Raw genomic sequence first — 18,593 nt, forward strand, 5'->3', positions numbered from 1 at the left:
TGAAGCGATAATGGGCGGTTACTCGCCGACTTTCGCCCAGGTATCGCGCAGACCAACGGTGCGGTTAAACACCAGTTTTTCCGCCGTGGTGTAGCGGCTATCGAGGCAGAAGTAGCCTTCGCGCTCAAACTGGTAGGCCTTGCCTTTTTCCGCAGTTTGCAGGCTTGGCTCAACGAAGCCCTGCTTGATAACCAGCGACTCAGGGTTGATGGTCGCCAGGAAATCTTCCGCCGCGCCCGGGTTAGCCACGCTGAACAGGCGATCGTACAGACGGATTTCCACCGGCAGCGCGTGCGCGGCGCTAACCCAGTGAATAACACCCTTAACTTTACGCCCGTCAGAAGGATCTTTGCTCAGGGTTTCCTGATCGTAGGTGCAGTACAGTTCGGTGATATTGCCTTCCGCATCTTTTTCTACGCGTTCTGCTTTAATCACGTACGCATTGCGCAGGCGAACTTCTTTACCCAGCACCAGGCGCTTGTACTGCTTGTTCGCTTCTTCGCGGAAGTCAGCGCGGTCAATGTAAACCTCGCCGCTGAACGGCACCTGACGGCTGCCCATTTCAGGTTTATTCGGATGATTCGGCATGGTCACCGTCTCTTCCTGGCCCTGAGGGTAGTTAGTGATGATAACTTTAACCGGATCGAGAACCGCCATCGCGCGCGGTGCGTTCTCGTTCAGGTCATCACGAATGCAGGACTCCAGGGCGGCCATTTCTACGGTGTTATCCTGCTTGGTCACGCCAATGCGTTTGCAGAACTCACGGATAGAAGCGGCGGTATAGCCGCGGCGACGCAGGCCGGAAATCGTCGGCATACGCGGGTCATCCCAGCCTTCAACAATCTTCTCGGTCACCAGCAGGTTCAGCTTACGCTTCGACATGATGGCGTATTCGAGGTTCAGGCGAGAGAACTCATACTGGCGCGGGTGAGCAGGAATGGTGATGTTATCCAGCACCCAGTCATACAGGCGACGGTTATCCTGGAATTCCAGCGTACACAGCGAATGAGTAATGCCTTCCAGCGCATCGGAAATGCAGTGGGTAAAGTCGTACATCGGGTAGATGCACCACTTGCTGCCGGTCTGGTGGTGCTCGGCAAATTTAATGCGGTACAGAACCGGATCGCGCATCACGATAAACGGCGAAGCCATATCGATTTTTGCACGCAGGCACGCAGTACCCTCGGCGAACTCGCCGTTACGCATTTTCTCAAACAGCGCGAGGTTTTCCTCAACGCTGCGGTCGCGGAACGGGCTGTTTTTACCCGGCGCGGTCAGGCTGCCGCGGTATTCGCGAATTTGCTCAGGGCTTAGCTCATCGACATAGGCCAGTCCTTTATTAATTAGCTCAACGGCATAATTAAACAGCTGGTCGAAATAGTCTGAGGAGTAACGGACGTTACCGGACCAGTGGAAGCCCAGCCATTCAACGTCGTGCTTAATAGACTCAACGTATTCGATGTCTTCTTTTACCGGGTTAGTGTCATCGAAACGCAGGTTGCACTGCCCCTGGTAGTCCTGGGCAATGCCAAAGTTCAGGCAAATAGACTTGGCATGGCCAATATGCAGATAGCCGTTTGGCTCAGGCGGAAAACGGGTGCAAATACTGGTGTGCTTACCGTTCGCCAGGTCTTCATCAATAATCTGACGAATAAAGTTAGTTGGGCGGGCTTCAGCCTCACTCATCGCGGGTTCCTCAAAGCGTGTACCTTAGTTAACGGTGCATGATCTAATAAGCGGCCTCGGGAAACAACCTTTAGTTGCATTAATTAGGGTTATCAATCAGCGGCAAATCACAGGCAATAAAAAAGCGGCTGACGATTTCCGTCAGCCGCTCAGGCACAATAGCTTACTCAGGAGCGATTATTTGCCTTTAATCTCATACAGCGGCGTTTGACCGGCAACAACCTGACCTTTAGCCTGGATAACCAGACCGCTGAAGTCGTCGATGTTGCTGCAAACTACCGGGCTAATCATGGAGCGGGCGTTAGCGTTCAGGAAATCAAGATCCATTTCCAGAATCGGCTGGCCTGCAACCACTTCAGCGCCCTCTTCCACCAGGCGAGTAAAGCCCTTTCCACCCAGAGCAACAGTATCGATGCCCATGTGAACCACAATCTCAGCGCCTTTTTCGGTTTCGAGGCAGAAAGCGTGGTTGGTGTTGAAGATTTTCACGATAGTACCGGCCGCCGGAGAGACGACGGTTTTATCAGTTGGCTTAACGGCTACGCCATCGCCAACGGCTTTGCTGGCAAACGCTTCGTCAGGAACCTGCTCAAGTTCAACCACTTCGCCGGTGACCGGAGAAACCAGAGTGGCAATAGTCACGCTGGTAGCATTAGGCACGGCCTGCGGTTTAGCAGCAGCCTGTGGCGCAGCGCCGGCAACCGGGGCAGCAGCTTCTACGGTGCCCGCAGTTTTCATTGCGTTAGCAATTTTTTCTGCGGCAAAGCCGACGATTATCTGCACGCTGGTTTTGTTCAGGCGGATAACGCCCGTCGCACCCAGGCGCTTAGCCAGCGCTTCATTGACTACGGAAGAGTCTTTAACGTTCAGACGCAGACGAGTGATACAGGCATCAATGCCGGTCAGGTTAGCAGAGCCACCCACGGCAGAGATGTACTGACGAGCCAGACCAGAAACGTCCTGGTTAGCATCGCCGCTCACGTTCACATCCTGGCCATCGGCTTCGTCACCGGCAACCGCCAGCTCGCGACCCGGAGTCAGCAGGTTGAATTTGGTGATAGTGAAGCGGAACACCACGTAGTAAATAACGAAGAACACCAGGCCCTGCGGGATAAGCATCCACCAGTGGGTTGCCAGCGGGTTACGGGAAGAAAGCACCATATCCACCAGGCCTGCGGAGAAGCCGAAACCTGCAATCCAGTGCATGCTTGCCGCGATAAATACGGAGATACCGGTCAGGAAAGCGTGGATAACGTACAGAACCGGCGCAACGAACATGAAGGAGAATTCCAGCGGTTCGGTGATACCGGTGAAGAACGCGGCAAAAGCAGCAGCCATCATAATACCGGCAACTTTCGCTTTGTTTTCAGGACGTGCACAGTGGTAGATGGCAAGCGCTGCGCCCGGCAGGCCGAACATCATAATCGGGAAGAAGCCAGCCTGGTAACGACCGGTGATACCGACAACCGCTTTACCTGCTTCGATGGACTGAGCGCCCCCCAGGAAGTTAGGAATGTCGTTAATGCCCGCAACGTCGAACCAGAACACGGAGTTCAGGGCGTGGTGCAGACCAACCGGGATCAGCAGACGGTTGAAGAACGCATAGATGCCTGCGCCCGCAGAACCGAGTTTCTGAATGTGCTCACCAAAGTTCACCAGGCCATCGAAGATCATCGGCCAGACGTACATCATGATGAACGCAACGAGGATCATCAGGAAAGAGGTGAGGATCGGCACCAGACGGCGACCGCTGAAGAACGACAGCGCTTTCGGCAGCTCAACGCCGCTGAAGCGGTTGTACAGTTCCGCAGAGATAATACCGACCAGAATACCCACAAACTGGTTTTCAATTTTACCAAATGCCGCCGGAACCTGATCCGCCGGGATTTTCTGAATCATTGCAACCGCTGCCGGTGAGCAGAGGGTGGTCAGAACCAGGAAGCCAACAAAGCCGGTCAGCGCTGCTGCGCCGTCTTTATCTTTAGACATACCGTAAGCCACACCGATGGCGAACAGTACGGACATGTGATCAATGATTGCGGAACCGGATTTAATGAAGAGTGCCGCTAACGCGTTGTCTCCACCCCAACTAACTGGGTCAATCCAGTAACCAACCCCCATTAATATTGCTGCTGCTGGCAGTGTAGCCACGGGCACCATAAGTGCGCGGCCCACGCGTTGTAGATAACCTAGAATACTCACTTTATTCCCCCTATGAGACCCCGTTAAGGCTCGCTCAAGCAGTGTTTATTATTGTCTTAACAACCTTGAATGTACGGCGACTTTTACATCACACGCTGAAGTGTGAAAAAAATTAATTCGTACCGCAAATTAAACGCACCTTTTTTGTGACATTTATCACCAAATATCGCTAATCCCCTCCCCTGTTACTGGCTATCTCCGAAAACTTATTTTATGATTCAAAAAATCAAGGCGGATTGATCCCTGTTTGTTCAGGATAAAAGTGGTTTACCCTTATGCTTTATCAAGATCGATTCAGCCAACCCAAATTTTACTCTTAACTTACGAGGTGAATGATGAGACTGATTCCCCTGGCTACCCCGGCTCAGGTCGGCAAATGGGCAGCTCGCCATATTGTAAACCGCATTAATGCATTCAAACCGACCGCGGACCGTCCGTTCGTATTAGGTCTGCCAACCGGCGGCACCCCGCTGGAAGCTTACAAAGCTCTGGTAGAGATGCATAAAGCAGGCCAGGTTAGCTTTAAGAACGTCGTCACGTTCAATATGGACGAATACGTAGGTCTGCCGAAGGAGCACCCGGAAAGTTATTATACTTTCATGCACCGCAACTTCTTTGATCACGTTGATATCCCAGCGGAAAACATCAACCTGCTGAACGGCAATGCTGAAGATGTTGACGCGGAATGCCGCCGTTACGAAGAAAAGATCCGCTCTTACGGCAAAATCAACCTGTTCATGGGCGGCGTGGGCAACGACGGCCACATCGCGTTCAACGAACCGGCTTCTTCGCTCTCTTCCCGCACTCGCATTAAAACCCTGACCCATGACACCCGTGTGGCAAACTCCCGCTTCTTCGGCGGCGACGTGACTCAGGTTCCAAAATATGCGCTGACCGTGGGCGTGGGCACGCTGCTTGATGCAGAAGAAGTGATGATTCTGGTGCTCGGCGGCGTGAAAGCGCTGGCGCTGCAGGCCGCGGTTGAAGGCAACGTTAACCACATGTGGACCATTACCTGCCTGCAGTTGCATCCGAAGGCGGTTATCGTATGTGATGAGCCGTCCACCATGGAGCTGAAAGTGAAAACGTTGAAATATTTCAACGAGCTGGAAGCAGAAAACATCAAAGGTCTTTAAGTTTTAGTTATTACCGGGGGTAGGATATGTATGCATTAACCCACGGTCGGATTTACACCGGCCATGAAATTCTGGATGACCACGCGGTTGTTATCGCCGATGGCCTGATTGAGCGTATCTGCCCTGCCGACTCTCTGCCGGCAGGAATGGAAACTCGCGATGTGGGCGGTGCCGTCATTGCCCCCGGTTTTATTGATGTACAGCTGAACGGCTGCGGCGGCGTGCAGTTCAACGACACCGAAGAAGCCGTTTCGGTTGAAACGCTGGAAATCATGCAGAAAGCGAACGAACGTTCGGGCTGCACCAGCTACCTGCCAACGCTTATCACCACCAGCGACGAGCTGATGATGCAGGGCGTGAAAGTAATGCGTGAATATCTGGCGAAATACAGCAACCAGGCGCTGGGCCTGCACCTTGAAGGGCCGTGGCTCAACATGGTGAAGAAAGGCACCCACAACCCAGGGTTTGTGCGTAAGCCGGACGCTAAGCTGGTTGATTTCCTGTGCCAGAACGCAGACGTCATCACCAAAGTGACTCTGGCTCCGGAAATGGTTGAGCCAGAAGTGATTGAAAAACTGGTTGCCGCGGGCATTATCGTTTCCGCCGGGCACTCCAACGCAACGGCTAAAGAAGCAAAAATCGGCTTCCGCGCGGGTATTACCTTTGCGACCCACCTTTTCAACGCTATGCCTTATATTACCGGGCGTGAACCGGGTCTTGCAGGCGCAATCTTTGATGAAGCAGACGTTTACTGCGGCATCATTGCCGATGGCCTGCATGTGGATTATGCGAATATTCGCACCGCAAAACGCGTGAAGGGCGATAAACTGTGCCTGGTCACCGACGCCACCGCTCCGGCAGGCGCGAATATCGACCAGTTCATTTTTGCCGGTAAAACAATATACTACCGTGACGGCCTGTGCGTAGATGAGAACGGAACCCTCAGCGGCTCTGCTCTGACTATGATTCAGGGCGTTCGTAATCTGGTAGAGCACGCGGCTATCGCGCTGGATGAAGTCCTGCGAATGGCAACGCTCTACCCCGCTCGCGCAATGGGCGTGGATAAACAGCTGGGTTCAGTCGAAGCCGGTAAAGTGGCGAACCTGACCGTGTTTAACCGCGACTATAAAATTATCAAGACCATCGTTAATGGTAACGAGGTCGTAACTGAGTAAATAGCATGACGACTGGCGGACAAGCCCAAATTGGTAACGTTGACCTGGTAAAACAGCTGAATAGCGCGGCGGTGTACCGCCTGATTGACCAGCATGGTCCTATCTCGCGCATTCAAATTGCCGAACAAAGCCAACTTGCGCCCGCCAGCGTAACGAAAATTACTCGCCAGCTTATTGAGCGCGGCCTGATTAAAGAAGTCGATCAGCAGGCCTCCACCGGCGGCCGCCGCGCTATCTCCATCATTACCGAAACCCGCAATTTCCACGCTATTGGCGTGCGTCTTGGCCGCCACGACGCCACCATCACGCTGTTTGACCTGAGCGCAAAGCCGCTGGCAGAAGAGCATTACCCGCTGCCTGAACGCACGCAGGAAACCCTCGAGCATGCCCTGCTCAACGCCATCGGGCATTTTCTGGAAAATTACCAGCGTAAAATCCGCGAGCTGATTGCTATTTCGGTGATTTTACCCGGCCTGGTCGACCCGGAAAGCGGCGTGATCCGCTATATGCCGCACATCGCGGTGAATAACTGGGCGCTGGTTCAGAGCCTGGAAAAACGCTTCAATGTGACCTGCTTTGTCGGGCACGATATCCGTAGCCTGGCGCTGGCCGAGCACTATTTCGGTGCAACACACGACTGCGAAGACTCCATTTTGGTGCGCGTTCACCGCGGCACCGGGGCCGGTATTCTGTCAAACGGCAGGATTTTTATCGGCCGTAACGGCAACGTGGGCGAGATTGGCCACATTCAGGTTGATCCTTTGGGCGAGCGCTGCCACTGCGGCAATTTCGGCTGCCTCGAAACCATCGCCGCTAACGCCGCCATTGAACAGCGGGTTCGCCACCTACTCGAACAGGGCTATAACAGCCGCCTGACGCTGGATGACTGCGGTATTCAGGCCATCTGTAAAGCTGCCAATAAGGGCGACGCGCTGGCCTGCGAAGTGCTGGAGCACGTTGGCCGCCACCTGGGCAAAGCGATCTCTATCGCCATTAACCTGTTTAACCCGCAAAAAGTGGTGCTGGCCGGCGAGATTATAGAAGCCGAGAAAGTGCTGCTTCCCGCTATCGAAGGCTGCATCAACACCCAGGTATTGAACGCGTTCCGTAAAAACCTGCCGGTCGTCTGTTCAAAACTCGACGACCGCTCGGCAATTGGCGCATTCGCGCTGGTAAAGCGTTCAATGCTAAACGGCGTGCTGCTCCAGCATTTGCTGGAAAGTTAATACGGCCAGGGCAGCATTTTACGCTATAGTTACCGCCTTCTTTTCCGTGAGCCAGAGTTGTTAATGACCACCATTCAGAACGTAATTTGTGATATCGACGGCGTGCTGATGCACGACAATGTTGCCGTGCCGGGCGCTAATGAGTTTCTGGCACGCATCCTTGAGAAGGGATTCCCGCTGGTACTGCTGACCAACTACCCTTCCCAGACCAGCCAGGATCTTGCCAACCGCTTTGCTTCCGCAGGCATTGACGTGCCGGAGAGCGTGTTTTACACCTCCGCAATGGCAACGGCAGATTTTCTGCGCCGCCAGGAAGGTAAAAAGGCCTATGTAGTTGGCGAAGGCGCGCTGATCCATGAGCTGTATAAAGCAGGCTTCACCATTACCGACATCAACCCGGATTTTGTCATCGTCGGCGAAACCCGCTCCTTCAACTGGGAAATGATGCACAAGGCCGCTTACTTTGTGGCAAACGGGGCGCGCTTTATTGCCACCAACCCGGACAGCCACGGCCACGGTTTTAGCCCGGCCTGCGGTGCGCTTTGCGCCGGTATCGAAAAAATCTCCGGCCGCGAGCCGTTTTATGTCGGCAAACCGAGCCCGTGGATCATCCGCGCTGCGTTAAATAAAATGCAGGCCCACTCCGAGCAAACCGTGATTGTCGGCGACAACCTGCGCACCGATATTCTTGCAGGCTTCCAGGCCGGCCTTGAAACCATTCTGGTGCTGTCCGGCGTTTCCAGCCTGAATAACGTAGACGACATGCCGTTCCGACCGAGCTGGATTTATCCTTCGGTCGCGGAAATCGACATCTTCTAAGCGTAACGCCGGCCAATCCGCCGGCGTTTTTATTTATCCGCAAAAACCCCCGCATTTGGATGAATAAAATCTGCCTCTAAATGTTAAAAATTACCGATCCGCTAATTTTCACGACCAAAACATCCGCATTTTTCAGAGATCGGCAATCCTCACTTAACTATTTATCAGCAGAATGCTAAATCCCTTGCATTCCCTTCAGCGATTGAGCATTTTCATTATTAAGCAACGCAGCAAAGCCGCAGTAAAAAGCAAAAACGGCAACGCAGCATCACAACTCAAATCGCTCAGGCAAGTGTACGGAGAAGTTCTATGTGTTCTATTTTCGGCGTTCTCGATATCAAAACCGATGCAGTTGAATTGCGCAAAAAAGCGCTGGAATTATCACGTCTGATGCGCCACCGCGGCCCCGACTGGTCCGGCGTCTACGCCAGCGACAAAGCGATTCTGGTTCACGAGCGCCTGTCGATTGTCGACGTCAACGCCGGTGCTCAGCCGCTGTACAACGTCGAGAAAACTCACGCCCTGGCGGTTAACGGTGAAATCTATAACCACCAGGCCCTGCGCGCCGAATACGGTGACCGCTATCAGTTCCAGACCGGCTCAGACTGCGAAGTTATCCTGGCGCTTTACCAGGAGAAAGGCCCTGAATTCCTCGACGACCTGCAGGGGATGTTTGCTTTCGCCCTCTACGACAGCGAGCAGGACGCCTACCTGATTGGCCGCGACCACATCGGTATTATTCCGCTGTATATGGGCCACGACGAGCACGGCAACATGTACGTTGCTTCCGAAATGAAAGCCCTGGTGCCGGTTTGCCGCACCATTAAAGAGTTCCCGGCCGGAAGTTACCTGTGGAGCAAAGACGGCGAAATTCGCAGCTACTACCAGCGTGACTGGTTCAGCTACGAAGAAGTTAAAGACAACGTGACGGATAAAAATGCCCTGCGCCAGGCGCTGGAAGATTCCGTGAAGAGCCACCTGATGTCCGATGTGCCTTACGGCGTGCTGCTGTCCGGCGGGCTGGACTCTTCGGTTATCTCCGCGATTACCAAGAAATTTGCCGCCCGCCGCGTTGAAGACGAAGAGCGCAGCGAAGCCTGGTGGCCGCAGCTGCACTCCTTCGCCGTGGGCCTGGAAGGTGCGCCGGATCTTAAGGCCGCTCAGGAAGTGGCAAACCATCTCGGCACGGTTCACCATGAGATTCACTTTACCGTTCAGGAAGGTCTGGACGCTATCCGCGACGTTATCTACCACATCGAAACCTACGATGTGACCACCATCAGGGCCTCTACCCCGATGTATCTGATGTCGCGTAAGATCAAGGCGATGGGCATTAAAATGGTGCTCTCTGGCGAAGGTTCTGACGAAGTATTTGGCGGCTATCTGTATTTCCATAAGGCGCCAAACGCTAAAGAGCTGCACGAAGAAACCGTACGCAAACTGCAGGCGCTGCATATGTTTGACTGCGCCCGAGCCAACAAGGCGATGTCCGCCTGGGGCGTGGAAGCGCGCGTACCGTTCCTCGACAAGAAATTCCTCGACGTGGCGATGCGCATCAACCCGCAGGATAAAATGTGCGGCAACGGTAAAATGGAGAAGCACGTGCTGCGCGAATGCTTCGAGTCTTACCTGCCGGCAAGCGTCGCCTGGCGCCAAAAAGAGCAGTTCTCTGACGGCGTGGGCTATAGCTGGATTGATACCCTGAAAGAAGTGGCGGCCGAACAGATTAGCGACCAGCAGTTGGCTACCGCCAGCTACCGTTTCCCGTACAACACGCCGGGTTCTAAAGAGGCGTACCTGTACCGCGAAATCTTCGAAGAACTGTTCCCGCTGCAAAGCGCGGCTGAGTGTGTACCGGGCGGCCCTTCCGTTGCCTGTTCTTCTGCTAAAGCCATCGAGTGGGATGAGTCGTTTAAAAACATGAACGATCCGTCAGGACGCGCGGTTGGCGTACATCAGGCCGCTTATTAATAAGCGATTTAGCGTAAAACAATGGGCCTTTTGGCCCGTTGTTGTTTCTGTATTATCGCTGAGGCTTTATCCCTGTTTTTAACCGCAATTAAAATCAAAACCCGCCGTTATTGTCGATATTTCAAGCAAGCTGTTCGCAAGTCATTCAAACGAGCATTCTGAGCGGGTTTTCGGGAAAAAACTAGTTGACGCTGTAGAGTCAACTCAGCATAATGCGCCCCGCAACGCCGATAAGGTTACGCAAAAAAGATGGCTACGTAGCTCAGCTGGTTAGAGCACATCACTCATAATGATGGGGTCACAGGTTCGAATCCCGTCGTAGCCACCATCTTTTTGCGGGAGTGGCGAAATTGGTAGACGCACCAGATTTAGGTTCTGGCGCCGCAAGGTGTGCGAGTTCAAGTCTCGCCTCCCGCACCATTTCCTTTTACCGCGTTGCACGGATGGGGTATCGCCAAGCGGTAAGGCACCGGTTTTTGATACCGGCATTCCCTGGTTCGAATCCAGGTACCCCAGCCACAATTCTTCGATATTAGCGGTTTACCGCGACGGTCATTGGGGTATCGCCAAGCGGTAAGGCACCGGTTTTTGATACCGGCATTCCCTGGTTCGAATCCAGGTACCCCAGCCATCGAAGAATATGTTAAGATTTGGCTACGTAGCTCAGCTGGTTAGAGCACATCACTCATAATGATGGGGTCACAGGTTCGAATCCCGTCGTAGCCACCATACAACGGAGCTATTGATTAAGTTCGATAAATCCTAAAAAATTGTTGGGGTATCGCCAAGCGGTAAGGCTCTGGTTTCTGATACCAGCATTCCGAGGTTCGAATCCTCGTACCCCAGCCAATTTAAAAAGTCGTTCACTTGTGAGCGCAACCCGTTGGGGTATCGCCAAGCGGTAAGGCTCTGGTTTCTGATACCAGCATTCCGAGGTTCGAATCCTCGTACCCCAGCCACATAATGAAAAGCCCGCGCAAGCGGGCTTTTTGCTTTTCTGTCAGGAACAGAGTTGCCTGATACCCTCTCCCACGGGGAGAGGGTAACAAGTTTAGAGTCCCAGGGCGTATTTCAGCGCTTTACGTTTCAGACCGCCCGCTCTTTCTGCCGCCATCAGACCAAGATTTCGCACCACGCGCAGCGGTGACAAAGTATTGCTGAACCCGGCGTAGAACAGATCCATTCCACTTTGCATCAGGAAGTTATCCGCCTGCCTGCGTGCCTGGTAGCGCTTAAGAATTGCCGAGCTCGCCCAGTCTTCCCCGTGGCTACGAGCGTTAATCATCACCTCAAGCAAAGCTTCCACATCACGATAGCCGAGATTCACGCCCTGGCCCGCGAGAGGGTGAATGGTATGCGCGGCATCGCCAATCAACGCCAGCCCAGGCTGAACGTACTGTAGCGCATGGCGGCGAGTCAGAGGGAAAGCGCCGCTGGCAAGCGGAGTCACCTGCCCAAGTCGGCTCGGGAAGGCCGCCGCAATCGCCTTTTGCAGTTGCGGCATGCTCATGCTTTGCAGTTGGCGAATACGCGCCGGAGTGTCGTACCAGACCAGCGAAGCCCAGTTATCGAACAGCGGTAAAAACGCATGTGGCCCAGTCGGGGTAAAATGCTGCCAGGTGCTGTCGCCCGGGGCCGATTCGCATTTCACGGTAATCAGCATACAGGACTGACGGTACTGCCAGGCGTGGATGCCAATTCCGGCCCATTGTCTGACCTGAGAGTTCGCCCCGTCAGCGCCAATTACCATCGCCGCATCAAGCGTATTGCCGTCACTAAACTCCAGCGTCCAGCCCTGCTGGCACCGGTATATTTTGTTCAGACTGGCCGGGCAAAGCAGCGAAACCTGAGGGTGAGCTTCCAGCGCGCCCCAAAGCGCACGTTGCAGAACGTTATTCTCCACCATAAAACCAAGCTCGGGTAAGCCCAGTTCGGCAGCGTCGAAACCAACGTGAGCGCTCTCCCATTCCCAGGTTTCTAGGCGACGATAAGGGTGCGCACGCATTGCCAGCACGCTATCCCAGACGCCCAGAGATTTCAGCACGCCAACCGACGCGCTGCTGATTGCCGAAATTCTGACGTCAGGCTGGCTATCGGCGACAAAAGCCTCAGGAGCCTGATGCTCAATAACCGCAACCCGGAAGCCGCTTTGCGCCAGCCCCAGCGTCGCCGCCGCGCCGACCATGCCGCCGCCAACAACGGCCACTTCAATTGCTTGATTTGCCATGAGTCACTTTCCTTAATTTATCTCAGCTAATTCTACTGACTTTTCCCAGGCTGGTCACATCCATGGCAAAGCATTACACTATCGGGCTTAATTCCTGGCTTCACCTGAGCAATGGCAAGTCGATGACAAAAAAACTCCATATAAAAACCTGGGGCTGTCAGATGAACGAATACGATTCATCCAAGATGGCCGACCTGCTGGATAGCACCCACGGCTTTACGCTGACCGAGAACGCTGATGAAGCGGATGTCCTGCTGCTGAACACCTGTTCCATCCGCGAAAAAGCGCAGGAAAAGGTGTTTCATCTGCTTGGCCGCTGGAAGCACATCAAAGCCAAAAGACCGGATGTTATCATCGGCGTTGGCGGCTGCGTCGCCTCCCAGGAAGGGAAAAAAATTCGCCAGCGCGCGCATTATGTGGATATCGTCTTCGGGCCGCAAACCCTGCACCGCCTGCCGGAAATGATCAACCAGGTTCGCGGTACCCGCAGCCCGGTGGTTGACGTCAGCTTCCCGGAAATCGAAAAATTCGACCGCCTGCCGGAGCCAAAAGCCGAAGGCCCAACCGCTTTTGTCTCAATAATGGAAGGCTGCAATAAATATTGCACCTACTGCGTGGTGCCGTACACCCGTGGAGAAGAGGTCAGCCGCCCGTGCGACGATATTCTGTTTGAGGTTGCCCAACTGGCGGCCCAGGGCGTGCGTGAAGTTAACCTGCTCGGCCAAAACGTTAACGCATACCGCGGCGCGTCCTACGACGGCGGTATCTGCTCTTTTGCAGAACTGCTGCGCCTGGTGGCCGCCATCGACGGCATCGATCGCATTCGTTTTACCACCAGCCACCCGATCGAATTCACCGACGATATTATCGAAGTATATCGCGACACGCCGGAGCTGGTGAGCTTCCTGCACCTGCCGATTCAGAGCGGTGCCGACCGCGTGCTGAATATGATGGGCCGCACCCACACCGCGCTGGAATATAAATCGACTATCCGCAAGCTGCGCGCGGCGCGCCCGGATATTCAGATAAGCTCTGACTTCATCGTCGGCTTCCCGGGCGAAACCCGCCAGGACTTCGAGCAAACCATGAAGCTTATCGCCGACGTTAACTTCGATACCAGCTTCAGCTTTATCTTCTCTGCCCGCCCGGGTACACCGGCGGCGGACATGGTGGATGACGTTCCGGAAGAAGAGAAGAAGCAGCGCCTCTATATTCTGCAGGACCGCATTAACCAGCAGGTAATGGAGTGGAGCCGCAAAATGCTCGGCACGGTGCAACGTATTCTGGTTGAAGGCACCTCGCGCAAAAGCATCATGCAGCTCTCCGGGCGTACCGAAAATAACCGCGTGGTGAACTTCGAAGGCACGCCGGACATGATAGGCAAATTCGTCGATGTTGAGATAACCGAAGTCCTGACCAACTCGCTGCGCGCCACGCTGGTTCGCACCGAAGATGAGATGGGCCTGCGCATCGCCGAAACGCCGGCATCCGTTATCGCCCGTACCCGCAAAGAGAACGACTCTGGCGTAGGTTTCTACCAGCCATAATCCTTCTTTGCCGCTGCCGGAGCGCTAACATCGTGCTCCGGCAACGAATCTCATCGCCCGTACTTGCATTCTGAATACATCACCCAAATATCAATTGCGACGCTTGCGCCATCACGACACGGGATAAATAATTTCCCTGTAGCCGGAACGAAATTTTCGGCGAAGCGAGACCGTTTACTCTAACTGGCCCCGAGTGACCCAGAGGATAAGTTTGAATATCGAAACAAGAGAATTAACGCTGGAACCTGCGGATAACGCCCGCCTGCTTAGCCTGTGCGGCCCGTTTGATGACAACATCAAACAGCTGGAGCGCCGACTGGGAATTGAAATCAACCGCCGTGACAATCACTTCAGACTCACCGGCCGGGATCTCTCAGTTAACGCCGCCGCGGATATTCTGCGCCATTTGTACGTGGATACCGCGCCAATGCGCGGCCAGAGCCAGGATATCAACCCGGAGCAGATCCACCTCGCTATAAAAGAAAGCCGCGTGCTGGAGCAAACGGCGGACAGCGTTCCTGATTACGGCAAAGCAATCAACATTAAGACCAAACGTGGAGTTATCAAGCCGCGCACGCCTAACCAGGCACAGTACATTGCCAATATTCTCGACCACGACATTACCTTCGGCATCGGCCCTGCCGGGACGGGGAAAACCTATCTCGCCGTTGCAGCCGCGGTTGACGCGCTCGAGCGCCAGGAGATTCGCCGAATTCTGCTGACCCGCCCCGCCGTCGAAGCGGGCGAAAAGCTTGGCTTCCTGCCGGGTGATTTAAGCCAGAAGGTGGACCCTTATCTGCGCCCGCTGTACGACGCCCTGTTTGAGATGCTTGGCTTTGAGAAGGTCGAAAAGCTCATCGAGCGCAACGTCATTGAAGTCGCGCCGCTTGCCTATATGCGCGGCCGCACGCTGAACGACGCCTTTGTTATCCTCGACGAAAGCCAGAATACTACGACCGAACAGATGAAAATGTTCCTGACCCGCATTGGCTTTAACTCCAAAGCGGTTATCACCGGCGACGTCACGCAGATAGACCTGCCGCGCAACCTGAAGTCAGGCCTGCGCCACGCGATAGACGTGCTGTCAGAAGTGGACGAAATCAGCTTTAACTTCCTCAACAGCGAAGACGTGGTGCGCCACCCGGTGGTTGCCCGCATCGTTAACGCCTACGAGGCATGGGAAAGCGCCGATCAAAAACGTAAAGACGAGCTTGCGGCCGAGCGTAAACGCGAAGCCCTGGCCCTGCAAGCCAGCGCTCAGGAGAGTAAATGAGTCAGGTTATTTTAGATTTACAGAACGCCTGCGAAGACGCCAGCGGCCTGCCGGAAGAGGCTCAATTTCAGCGTTGGTTAAATGCCGTTATTCCTCAGTTCCAGGAAGAGTCGGAAGTGACCGTTCGTCTGGTTGATGAAGCCGAGAGCCACGATCTTAACCTGACCTATCGCGGTAAAGATAAGCCCACCAACGTGCTTTCTTTCCCGTTTGAAGCGCCTCCGGGCATTGAGCTGCCGCTGCTCGGCGACCTGATAATCTGCCGTCAGGTGGTTGAGCAGGAAGCCAAAGAGCAGGAGAAGCCGCTGGAAGCCCACTGGGCGCACATGGTGGTGCACGGCAGCCTGCATCTGCTCGGCTATGATCATATAGAAGATGAAGAAGCCGAAGAGATGGAAGCGCTGGAAACGGAGATAATGCTTGCTCTTGGGTATGCCGATCCGTACATTGCCGAGAAAGAATAGTCGGTTCAGGGCTTTCCCTGAGCCGCAGTAAAGCGCAGGCAGCGTACCATCAGGCTGCCTGTTAGTAATTGATTAATATGAGGCCTCAAACCAAACGCCATGAGCGACGACAACTCACAGAACAGTGACACGCCTGCCAGTAAAAAGGGATTCTTTTCCCTGATTCTCAACCAGCTATTCCACGGTGAGCCAAAGAACCGTGACGATCTGCTGACGCTTATTCGTGATTCTGAGCAAAACGATCTTATAGATCAGGACACCCGCGACATGCTCGAAGGGGTAATGGACATCGCCGACCAGCGCGTTCGCGATATCATGATCCCACGTTCGCAGATGGTGACGCTCAAGCACAATCAGACCCTGGACGAGTGCCTGGACGTTATTATCGAGTCCGCCCACTCCCGCTTCCCGGTCATTAGCGAAGATAAAGATCACATCGAAGGGATTCTGATGGCGAAAGATCTGCTGCCGTTTATGCGCAGCGATTCCGAGCCGTTTAGCATGGAAAAAGTGTTACGTCAGGTGGTTGTTGTACCTGAGAGCAAGCGCGTCGACCGCATGCTGAAAGAGTTTCGCCAGCAGCGCTACCACATGGCGATTGTGATAGACGAGTTCGGCGGCGTTTCCGGCCTTGTCACCATCGAAGATATTCTTGAGCTTATCGTCGGCGAAATCGAAGATGAGTACGACGATGAGGAAGACGGCGATTTCCGTCAGCTCAGCCGCCATACGTGGACGGTTCGGGCTCTGGCTTCTATCGAAGACTTCAACGACACCTTCGACACGCACTTTAGCGACGAAGAGGTCGATACGATTGGCGGCCTGGTTATGCAGGCGTTTGGGCACCTGCCCGCTCGCGGCGAAACCATTGAAATAGATGGTTACCAGTTCAAAGTCGCCATGGCAGATAGCCGCCGTATTATTCAGGTTCATGTCAGAATTCCGGACGACTCGCCGCAACCAAAACTGGACGACTAACTCAGCTATGGCTATAGCTCAACAACTTCAACGCCAGCGCGTTCGTCTGCTGCTGGCGCTTTTCTTTGGCGCCTGCGGGACGCTGGCCTTTTCTCCCTATGACTTCTGGCCGGCGGCTATTGTCTCTCTGGCCGGTTTACAGGGGCTAACGCTAAACCGTCGCCCGACGCAAAGCGCGTGGATAGGCTTCTTCTGGGGGCTTGGCCTGTTCGGCAGCGGCATTAATTGGGTGTATGTCAGCATCGCCCAGTTTGGCGGCATGCCCGGCCCGGTTAACGTGTTCCTGGTGGTGCTTCTCGCCGCTTATCTGTCGCTGTATACCGGCCTGTTTGCCGGAATACTTAGCCGCCTGTGGCCAAAAACCACCTGGTGGCGCGTCGCTATTGCCGCGCCGGTAGTCTGGCAGATAACCGAGTTTCTGCGCGGCTGGGTGCTAACGGGCTTCCCGTGGCTTCAGTTCGGCTATAGCCAGATAGACGGCCCGCTAAAAGGCATCGCGCCGATTCTGGGCGTCGATAGCATCACCTTCCTGCTGATGATTATCAGCGGCCTGCTGGTTTACGCGCTGCAAATGCGTAAATGGGCGCCTGCCGTTGTCTCCGTCGCTTTGCTGTTGCTTCCGTGGCCGCTGCGGACTATTCAGTGGTTCCAGCCGCAGAGCGAGCGTCCCGTTGAAGTCGCGATGGTCCAGGGCGATATTCCCCAGTCGCTGAAATGGAACGAAAGCCAGCTGCTCGACACGCTGAAAATCTATCTTGATAAAACTCAGCCTGAAATGGGCAAGGCGCAGCTGATTATCTGGCCAGAATCGGCTATTTCCGATCTCGAGATTAACCAGCAGCCGTTCCTGACCATGATGGACGACCTGCTGCGTTCAAAGCACAGCTCGCTGATTACCGGGATAGTCGATGCGCGCCTGAACAAGCAAAACCGCTACGACACCTACAACACCATTATTACCCTGGGTGAAGGCAGTCCGTACGGCTACACCAGCGCTAATCGCTACAACAAAAATCACCTCGTGCCGTTCGGTGAGTTTGTACCGCTGGAGTCTATTCTGCGCCCGCTGGCACCGTTCTTTGATTTACCGATGTCCTCTTTCAGCCGCGGCCCGTATGTTCAGCCGCAGTTGGAATCTAACGGAATCAAACTGACGGCGGCGATTTGCTACGAGATTATTCTTGGCGAACAGGTGCGGGATAACTTCCGCCCGGACACCGACTTCCTTCTGACCATCTCTAACGATGCGTGGTTCGGGAAATCGATTGGCCCATGGCAGCACCTGCAAATGGCGCGTATGCGCTCCCTTGAACTGGGCCGCCCACTGCTGCGCAGCACCAATAACGGCGTAACCGCCGTGGTAAATGCCGAAGGTGATATTACCAACGTGCTCCCGCAGTTCACCCGCGACGTGCTGGAAGCTAAAGTGACGCCAACCCGTGGCTTAACGCCGTATGCGCGCTTCGGTTTCTGGCCGCTGTGGGTCATTACCGCCCTGTTCGGCTTCGGCGCGCTGGTGATGAGCCTGCGCAACCGTAACAAAAAGTAATCCTCCTCCCTCTATAAAGGCCAGCTTATTTGCTGGCCTTTTTCATTTCTGGCACAGCGTTTGCTAGATTTTAACTGTAAAAATCAATTTATTGGCGCGAAGACGCCTTATAAGCCGCCTGTGGACGGCGATAAAAAATTCATGCACCAAAAAGCGACATCGCAAGCACCATTACGGTGCAGTGGCATATCTTTGCCTTTAAACGGTGCGGCGCGCTTCGCAAAAATAAACATTCTCTTAGCAATTTCTTTACATTCAGCTAGGTTAAATGTTAACAAAAGAGCATTGCTCGACGATTTTTGCAGCATGAAAAAACAACAAAACACAACACTCACATCGG

Annotated in this window: 14 protein-coding genes and 7 tRNA genes; 17 read left to right on the forward strand and 4 right to left on the reverse strand. The window is 54.2% G+C overall.

Features of this window, described 5'->3' with window-relative positions:
* Nucleotides 1–18: 18 nt before the first annotated feature.
* Both glnS and nagE read right to left on the reverse strand, forming a co-directional pair.
* The gene (gene glnS / locus FOC35_RS02700; protein ID WP_172568068.1) at nt 19–1,686 is read right to left on the reverse strand and encodes a glutamine--tRNA ligase; all 1,668 of its coding nucleotides are present in this window, start codon (nt 1,684–1,686) and stop codon (nt 19–21) included.
* 177 nt (nt 1,687–1,863) lie between these two features.
* Nucleotides 1,864–3,888 carry an N-acetylglucosamine-specific PTS transporter subunit IIBC gene (nagE, locus tag FOC35_RS02705; protein ID WP_039897999.1) on the reverse strand — a complete coding sequence of 675 codons (2,025 nt, stop codon included), beginning with the start codon at nt 3,886–3,888 and terminating at the stop codon, nt 1,864–1,866.
* A gap of 335 nt (nt 3,889–4,223) precedes the next feature.
* On the opposite strand from nagE, the gene nagB reads away from it, so the two are divergent.
* The 12 genes from nagB to FOC35_RS02765 all read left to right on the forward strand — a co-directional run bounded on the left by nagB (nt 4,224) and on the right by FOC35_RS02765 (nt 11,174).
* Nucleotides 4,224–5,024 (forward strand): glucosamine-6-phosphate deaminase, encoded by an 801-nt coding sequence (nagB, locus tag FOC35_RS02710; protein ID WP_039897998.1) that lies wholly within the window; start codon nt 4,224–4,226, stop codon nt 5,022–5,024.
* 26 nt (nt 5,025–5,050) lie between these two features.
* Entirely contained in the window at nt 5,051–6,199 is a 1,149-nt protein-coding gene (nagA, locus tag FOC35_RS02715; protein WP_172568069.1) for an N-acetylglucosamine-6-phosphate deacetylase, read from the forward strand.
* Nucleotides 6,200–6,204: 5 nt separating this feature from the next.
* Nucleotides 6,205–7,425, forward strand: coding sequence for an N-acetylglucosamine repressor (locus FOC35_RS02720; RefSeq protein WP_172568070.1), 1,221 nt, complete (start codon nt 6,205–6,207; stop codon nt 7,423–7,425).
* A gap of 63 nt (nt 7,426–7,488) precedes the next feature.
* Nucleotides 7,489–8,244 (forward strand): HAD-IIA family hydrolase, encoded by a 756-nt coding sequence (locus tag FOC35_RS02725; RefSeq protein ID WP_016535373.1) that lies wholly within the window; start codon nt 7,489–7,491, stop codon nt 8,242–8,244.
* Nucleotides 8,245–8,553: 309 nt separating this feature from the next.
* Entirely contained in the window at nt 8,554–10,215 is a 1,662-nt protein-coding gene (asnB, locus tag FOC35_RS02730; RefSeq protein ID WP_016535371.1) for an asparagine synthase B, read from the forward strand.
* Between the two features lie 251 nt (nt 10,216–10,466).
* A tRNA-Met gene (locus tag FOC35_RS02735) sits at nt 10,467–10,543 on the forward strand.
* A gap of 7 nt (nt 10,544–10,550) precedes the next feature.
* Nucleotides 10,551–10,635 (forward strand) — tRNA-Leu (locus tag FOC35_RS02740).
* Between the two features lie 24 nt (nt 10,636–10,659).
* A tRNA-Gln gene (locus FOC35_RS02745) sits at nt 10,660–10,734 on the forward strand.
* A gap of 37 nt (nt 10,735–10,771) precedes the next feature.
* A tRNA-Gln gene (locus tag FOC35_RS02750) sits at nt 10,772–10,846 on the forward strand.
* A gap of 21 nt (nt 10,847–10,867) precedes the next feature.
* Nucleotides 10,868–10,944 (forward strand) — tRNA-Met (locus FOC35_RS02755).
* A 45-nt stretch (nt 10,945–10,989) separates the two neighbouring features.
* Nucleotides 10,990–11,064: transfer RNA gene (locus tag FOC35_RS02760), tRNA-Gln, on the forward strand.
* A 35-nt stretch (nt 11,065–11,099) separates the two neighbouring features.
* Nucleotides 11,100–11,174, forward strand: a tRNA-Gln gene (locus tag FOC35_RS02765).
* A 92-nt stretch (nt 11,175–11,266) separates the two neighbouring features.
* Here the strand turns inward: FOC35_RS02765 and ubiF are convergent.
* Nucleotides 11,267–12,442 (reverse strand): 3-demethoxyubiquinol 3-hydroxylase, encoded by a 1,176-nt coding sequence (ubiF, locus tag FOC35_RS02770; protein WP_172568071.1) that lies wholly within the window; start codon nt 12,440–12,442, stop codon nt 11,267–11,269.
* Nucleotides 12,443–12,564: 122 nt separating this feature from the next.
* On the opposite strand from ubiF, the gene miaB reads away from it, so the two are divergent.
* The 5 genes from miaB to lnt all read left to right on the forward strand — a co-directional run bounded on the left by miaB (nt 12,565) and on the right by lnt (nt 18,253).
* Entirely contained in the window at nt 12,565–13,989 is a 1,425-nt protein-coding gene (gene miaB, locus FOC35_RS02775) for a tRNA (N6-isopentenyl adenosine(37)-C2)-methylthiotransferase MiaB (RefSeq protein WP_039899143.1), read from the forward strand.
* A 211-nt stretch (nt 13,990–14,200) separates the two neighbouring features.
* On the forward strand, nt 14,201–15,262 hold the full coding sequence (locus tag FOC35_RS02780) for a PhoH family protein (RefSeq protein ID WP_039897997.1): 1,062 nt from the start codon (nt 14,201–14,203) through the stop codon (nt 15,260–15,262).
* Complete coding sequence (ybeY, locus tag FOC35_RS02785) at nt 15,259–15,726, forward strand: rRNA maturation RNase YbeY (protein WP_016535366.1); 468 nt, start codon at nt 15,259–15,261, stop codon at nt 15,724–15,726. The genes FOC35_RS02780 and ybeY overlap by 4 nt, the downstream gene beginning before the upstream one ends.
* Nucleotides 15,727–15,825: 99 nt before the next feature.
* Nucleotides 15,826–16,704: a CNNM family magnesium/cobalt transport protein CorC gene (corC, locus tag FOC35_RS02790; protein ID WP_016535365.1), complete on the forward strand. Its 879-nt coding sequence runs from the start codon at nt 15,826–15,828 to the stop codon at nt 16,702–16,704.
* A 7-nt stretch (nt 16,705–16,711) separates the two neighbouring features.
* Nucleotides 16,712–18,253 (forward strand): apolipoprotein N-acyltransferase, encoded by a 1,542-nt coding sequence (gene lnt, locus FOC35_RS02795; protein ID WP_016535364.1) that lies wholly within the window; start codon nt 16,712–16,714, stop codon nt 18,251–18,253.
* A gap of 107 nt (nt 18,254–18,360) precedes the next feature.
* Here the strand turns inward: lnt and FOC35_RS02800 are convergent, their stop codons facing one another.
* On the reverse strand, nt 18,361–18,588 hold the full coding sequence (locus tag FOC35_RS02800; protein ID WP_172568072.1) for a hypothetical protein: 228 nt from the start codon (nt 18,586–18,588) through the stop codon (nt 18,361–18,363).
* Nucleotides 18,589–18,593: the final 5 nt, after the last annotated feature.

It is taken from the genome of Cedecea sp. FDAARGOS_727 (genome assembly GCF_012273235.1).
Taxonomy (GTDB): domain Bacteria; phylum Pseudomonadota; class Gammaproteobacteria; order Enterobacterales; family Enterobacteriaceae; genus Cedecea; species Cedecea davisae.

Bases quoted from the DNA above. Each gene is read 5' to 3' on its own strand.
- glnS (WP_172568068.1), bottom strand. From the start codon at position 1,686: ATGAGTGAGGCTGAAGCCCGCCCAACTAACTTTATTCGTCAGATTATT.
- nagB (WP_039897998.1), top strand. From the start codon at position 4,224: ATGAGACTGATTCCCCTGGCTACCCCGGCTCAGGTCGGCAAATGGGCA.
- nagA (WP_172568069.1), top strand. From the start codon at position 5,051: ATGTATGCATTAACCCACGGTCGGATTTACACCGGCCATGAAATTCTG.
- FOC35_RS02720 (WP_172568070.1), top strand. From the start codon at position 6,205: ATGACGACTGGCGGACAAGCCCAAATTGGTAACGTTGACCTGGTAAAA.
- FOC35_RS02725 (WP_016535373.1), top strand. From the start codon at position 7,489: ATGACCACCATTCAGAACGTAATTTGTGATATCGACGGCGTGCTGATG.
- asnB (WP_016535371.1), top strand. From the start codon at position 8,554: ATGTGTTCTATTTTCGGCGTTCTCGATATCAAAACCGATGCAGTTGAA.
- ubiF (WP_172568071.1), bottom strand. From the start codon at position 12,442: ATGGCAAATCAAGCAATTGAAGTGGCCGTTGTTGGCGGCGGCATGGTC.
- miaB (WP_039899143.1), top strand. From the start codon at position 12,565: ATGACAAAAAAACTCCATATAAAAACCTGGGGCTGTCAGATGAACGAA.
- ybeY (WP_016535366.1), top strand. From the start codon at position 15,259: ATGAGTCAGGTTATTTTAGATTTACAGAACGCCTGCGAAGACGCCAGC.
- corC (WP_016535365.1), top strand. From the start codon at position 15,826: ATGAGCGACGACAACTCACAGAACAGTGACACGCCTGCCAGTAAAAAG.
- lnt (WP_016535364.1), top strand. From the start codon at position 16,712: ATGGCTATAGCTCAACAACTTCAACGCCAGCGCGTTCGTCTGCTGCTG.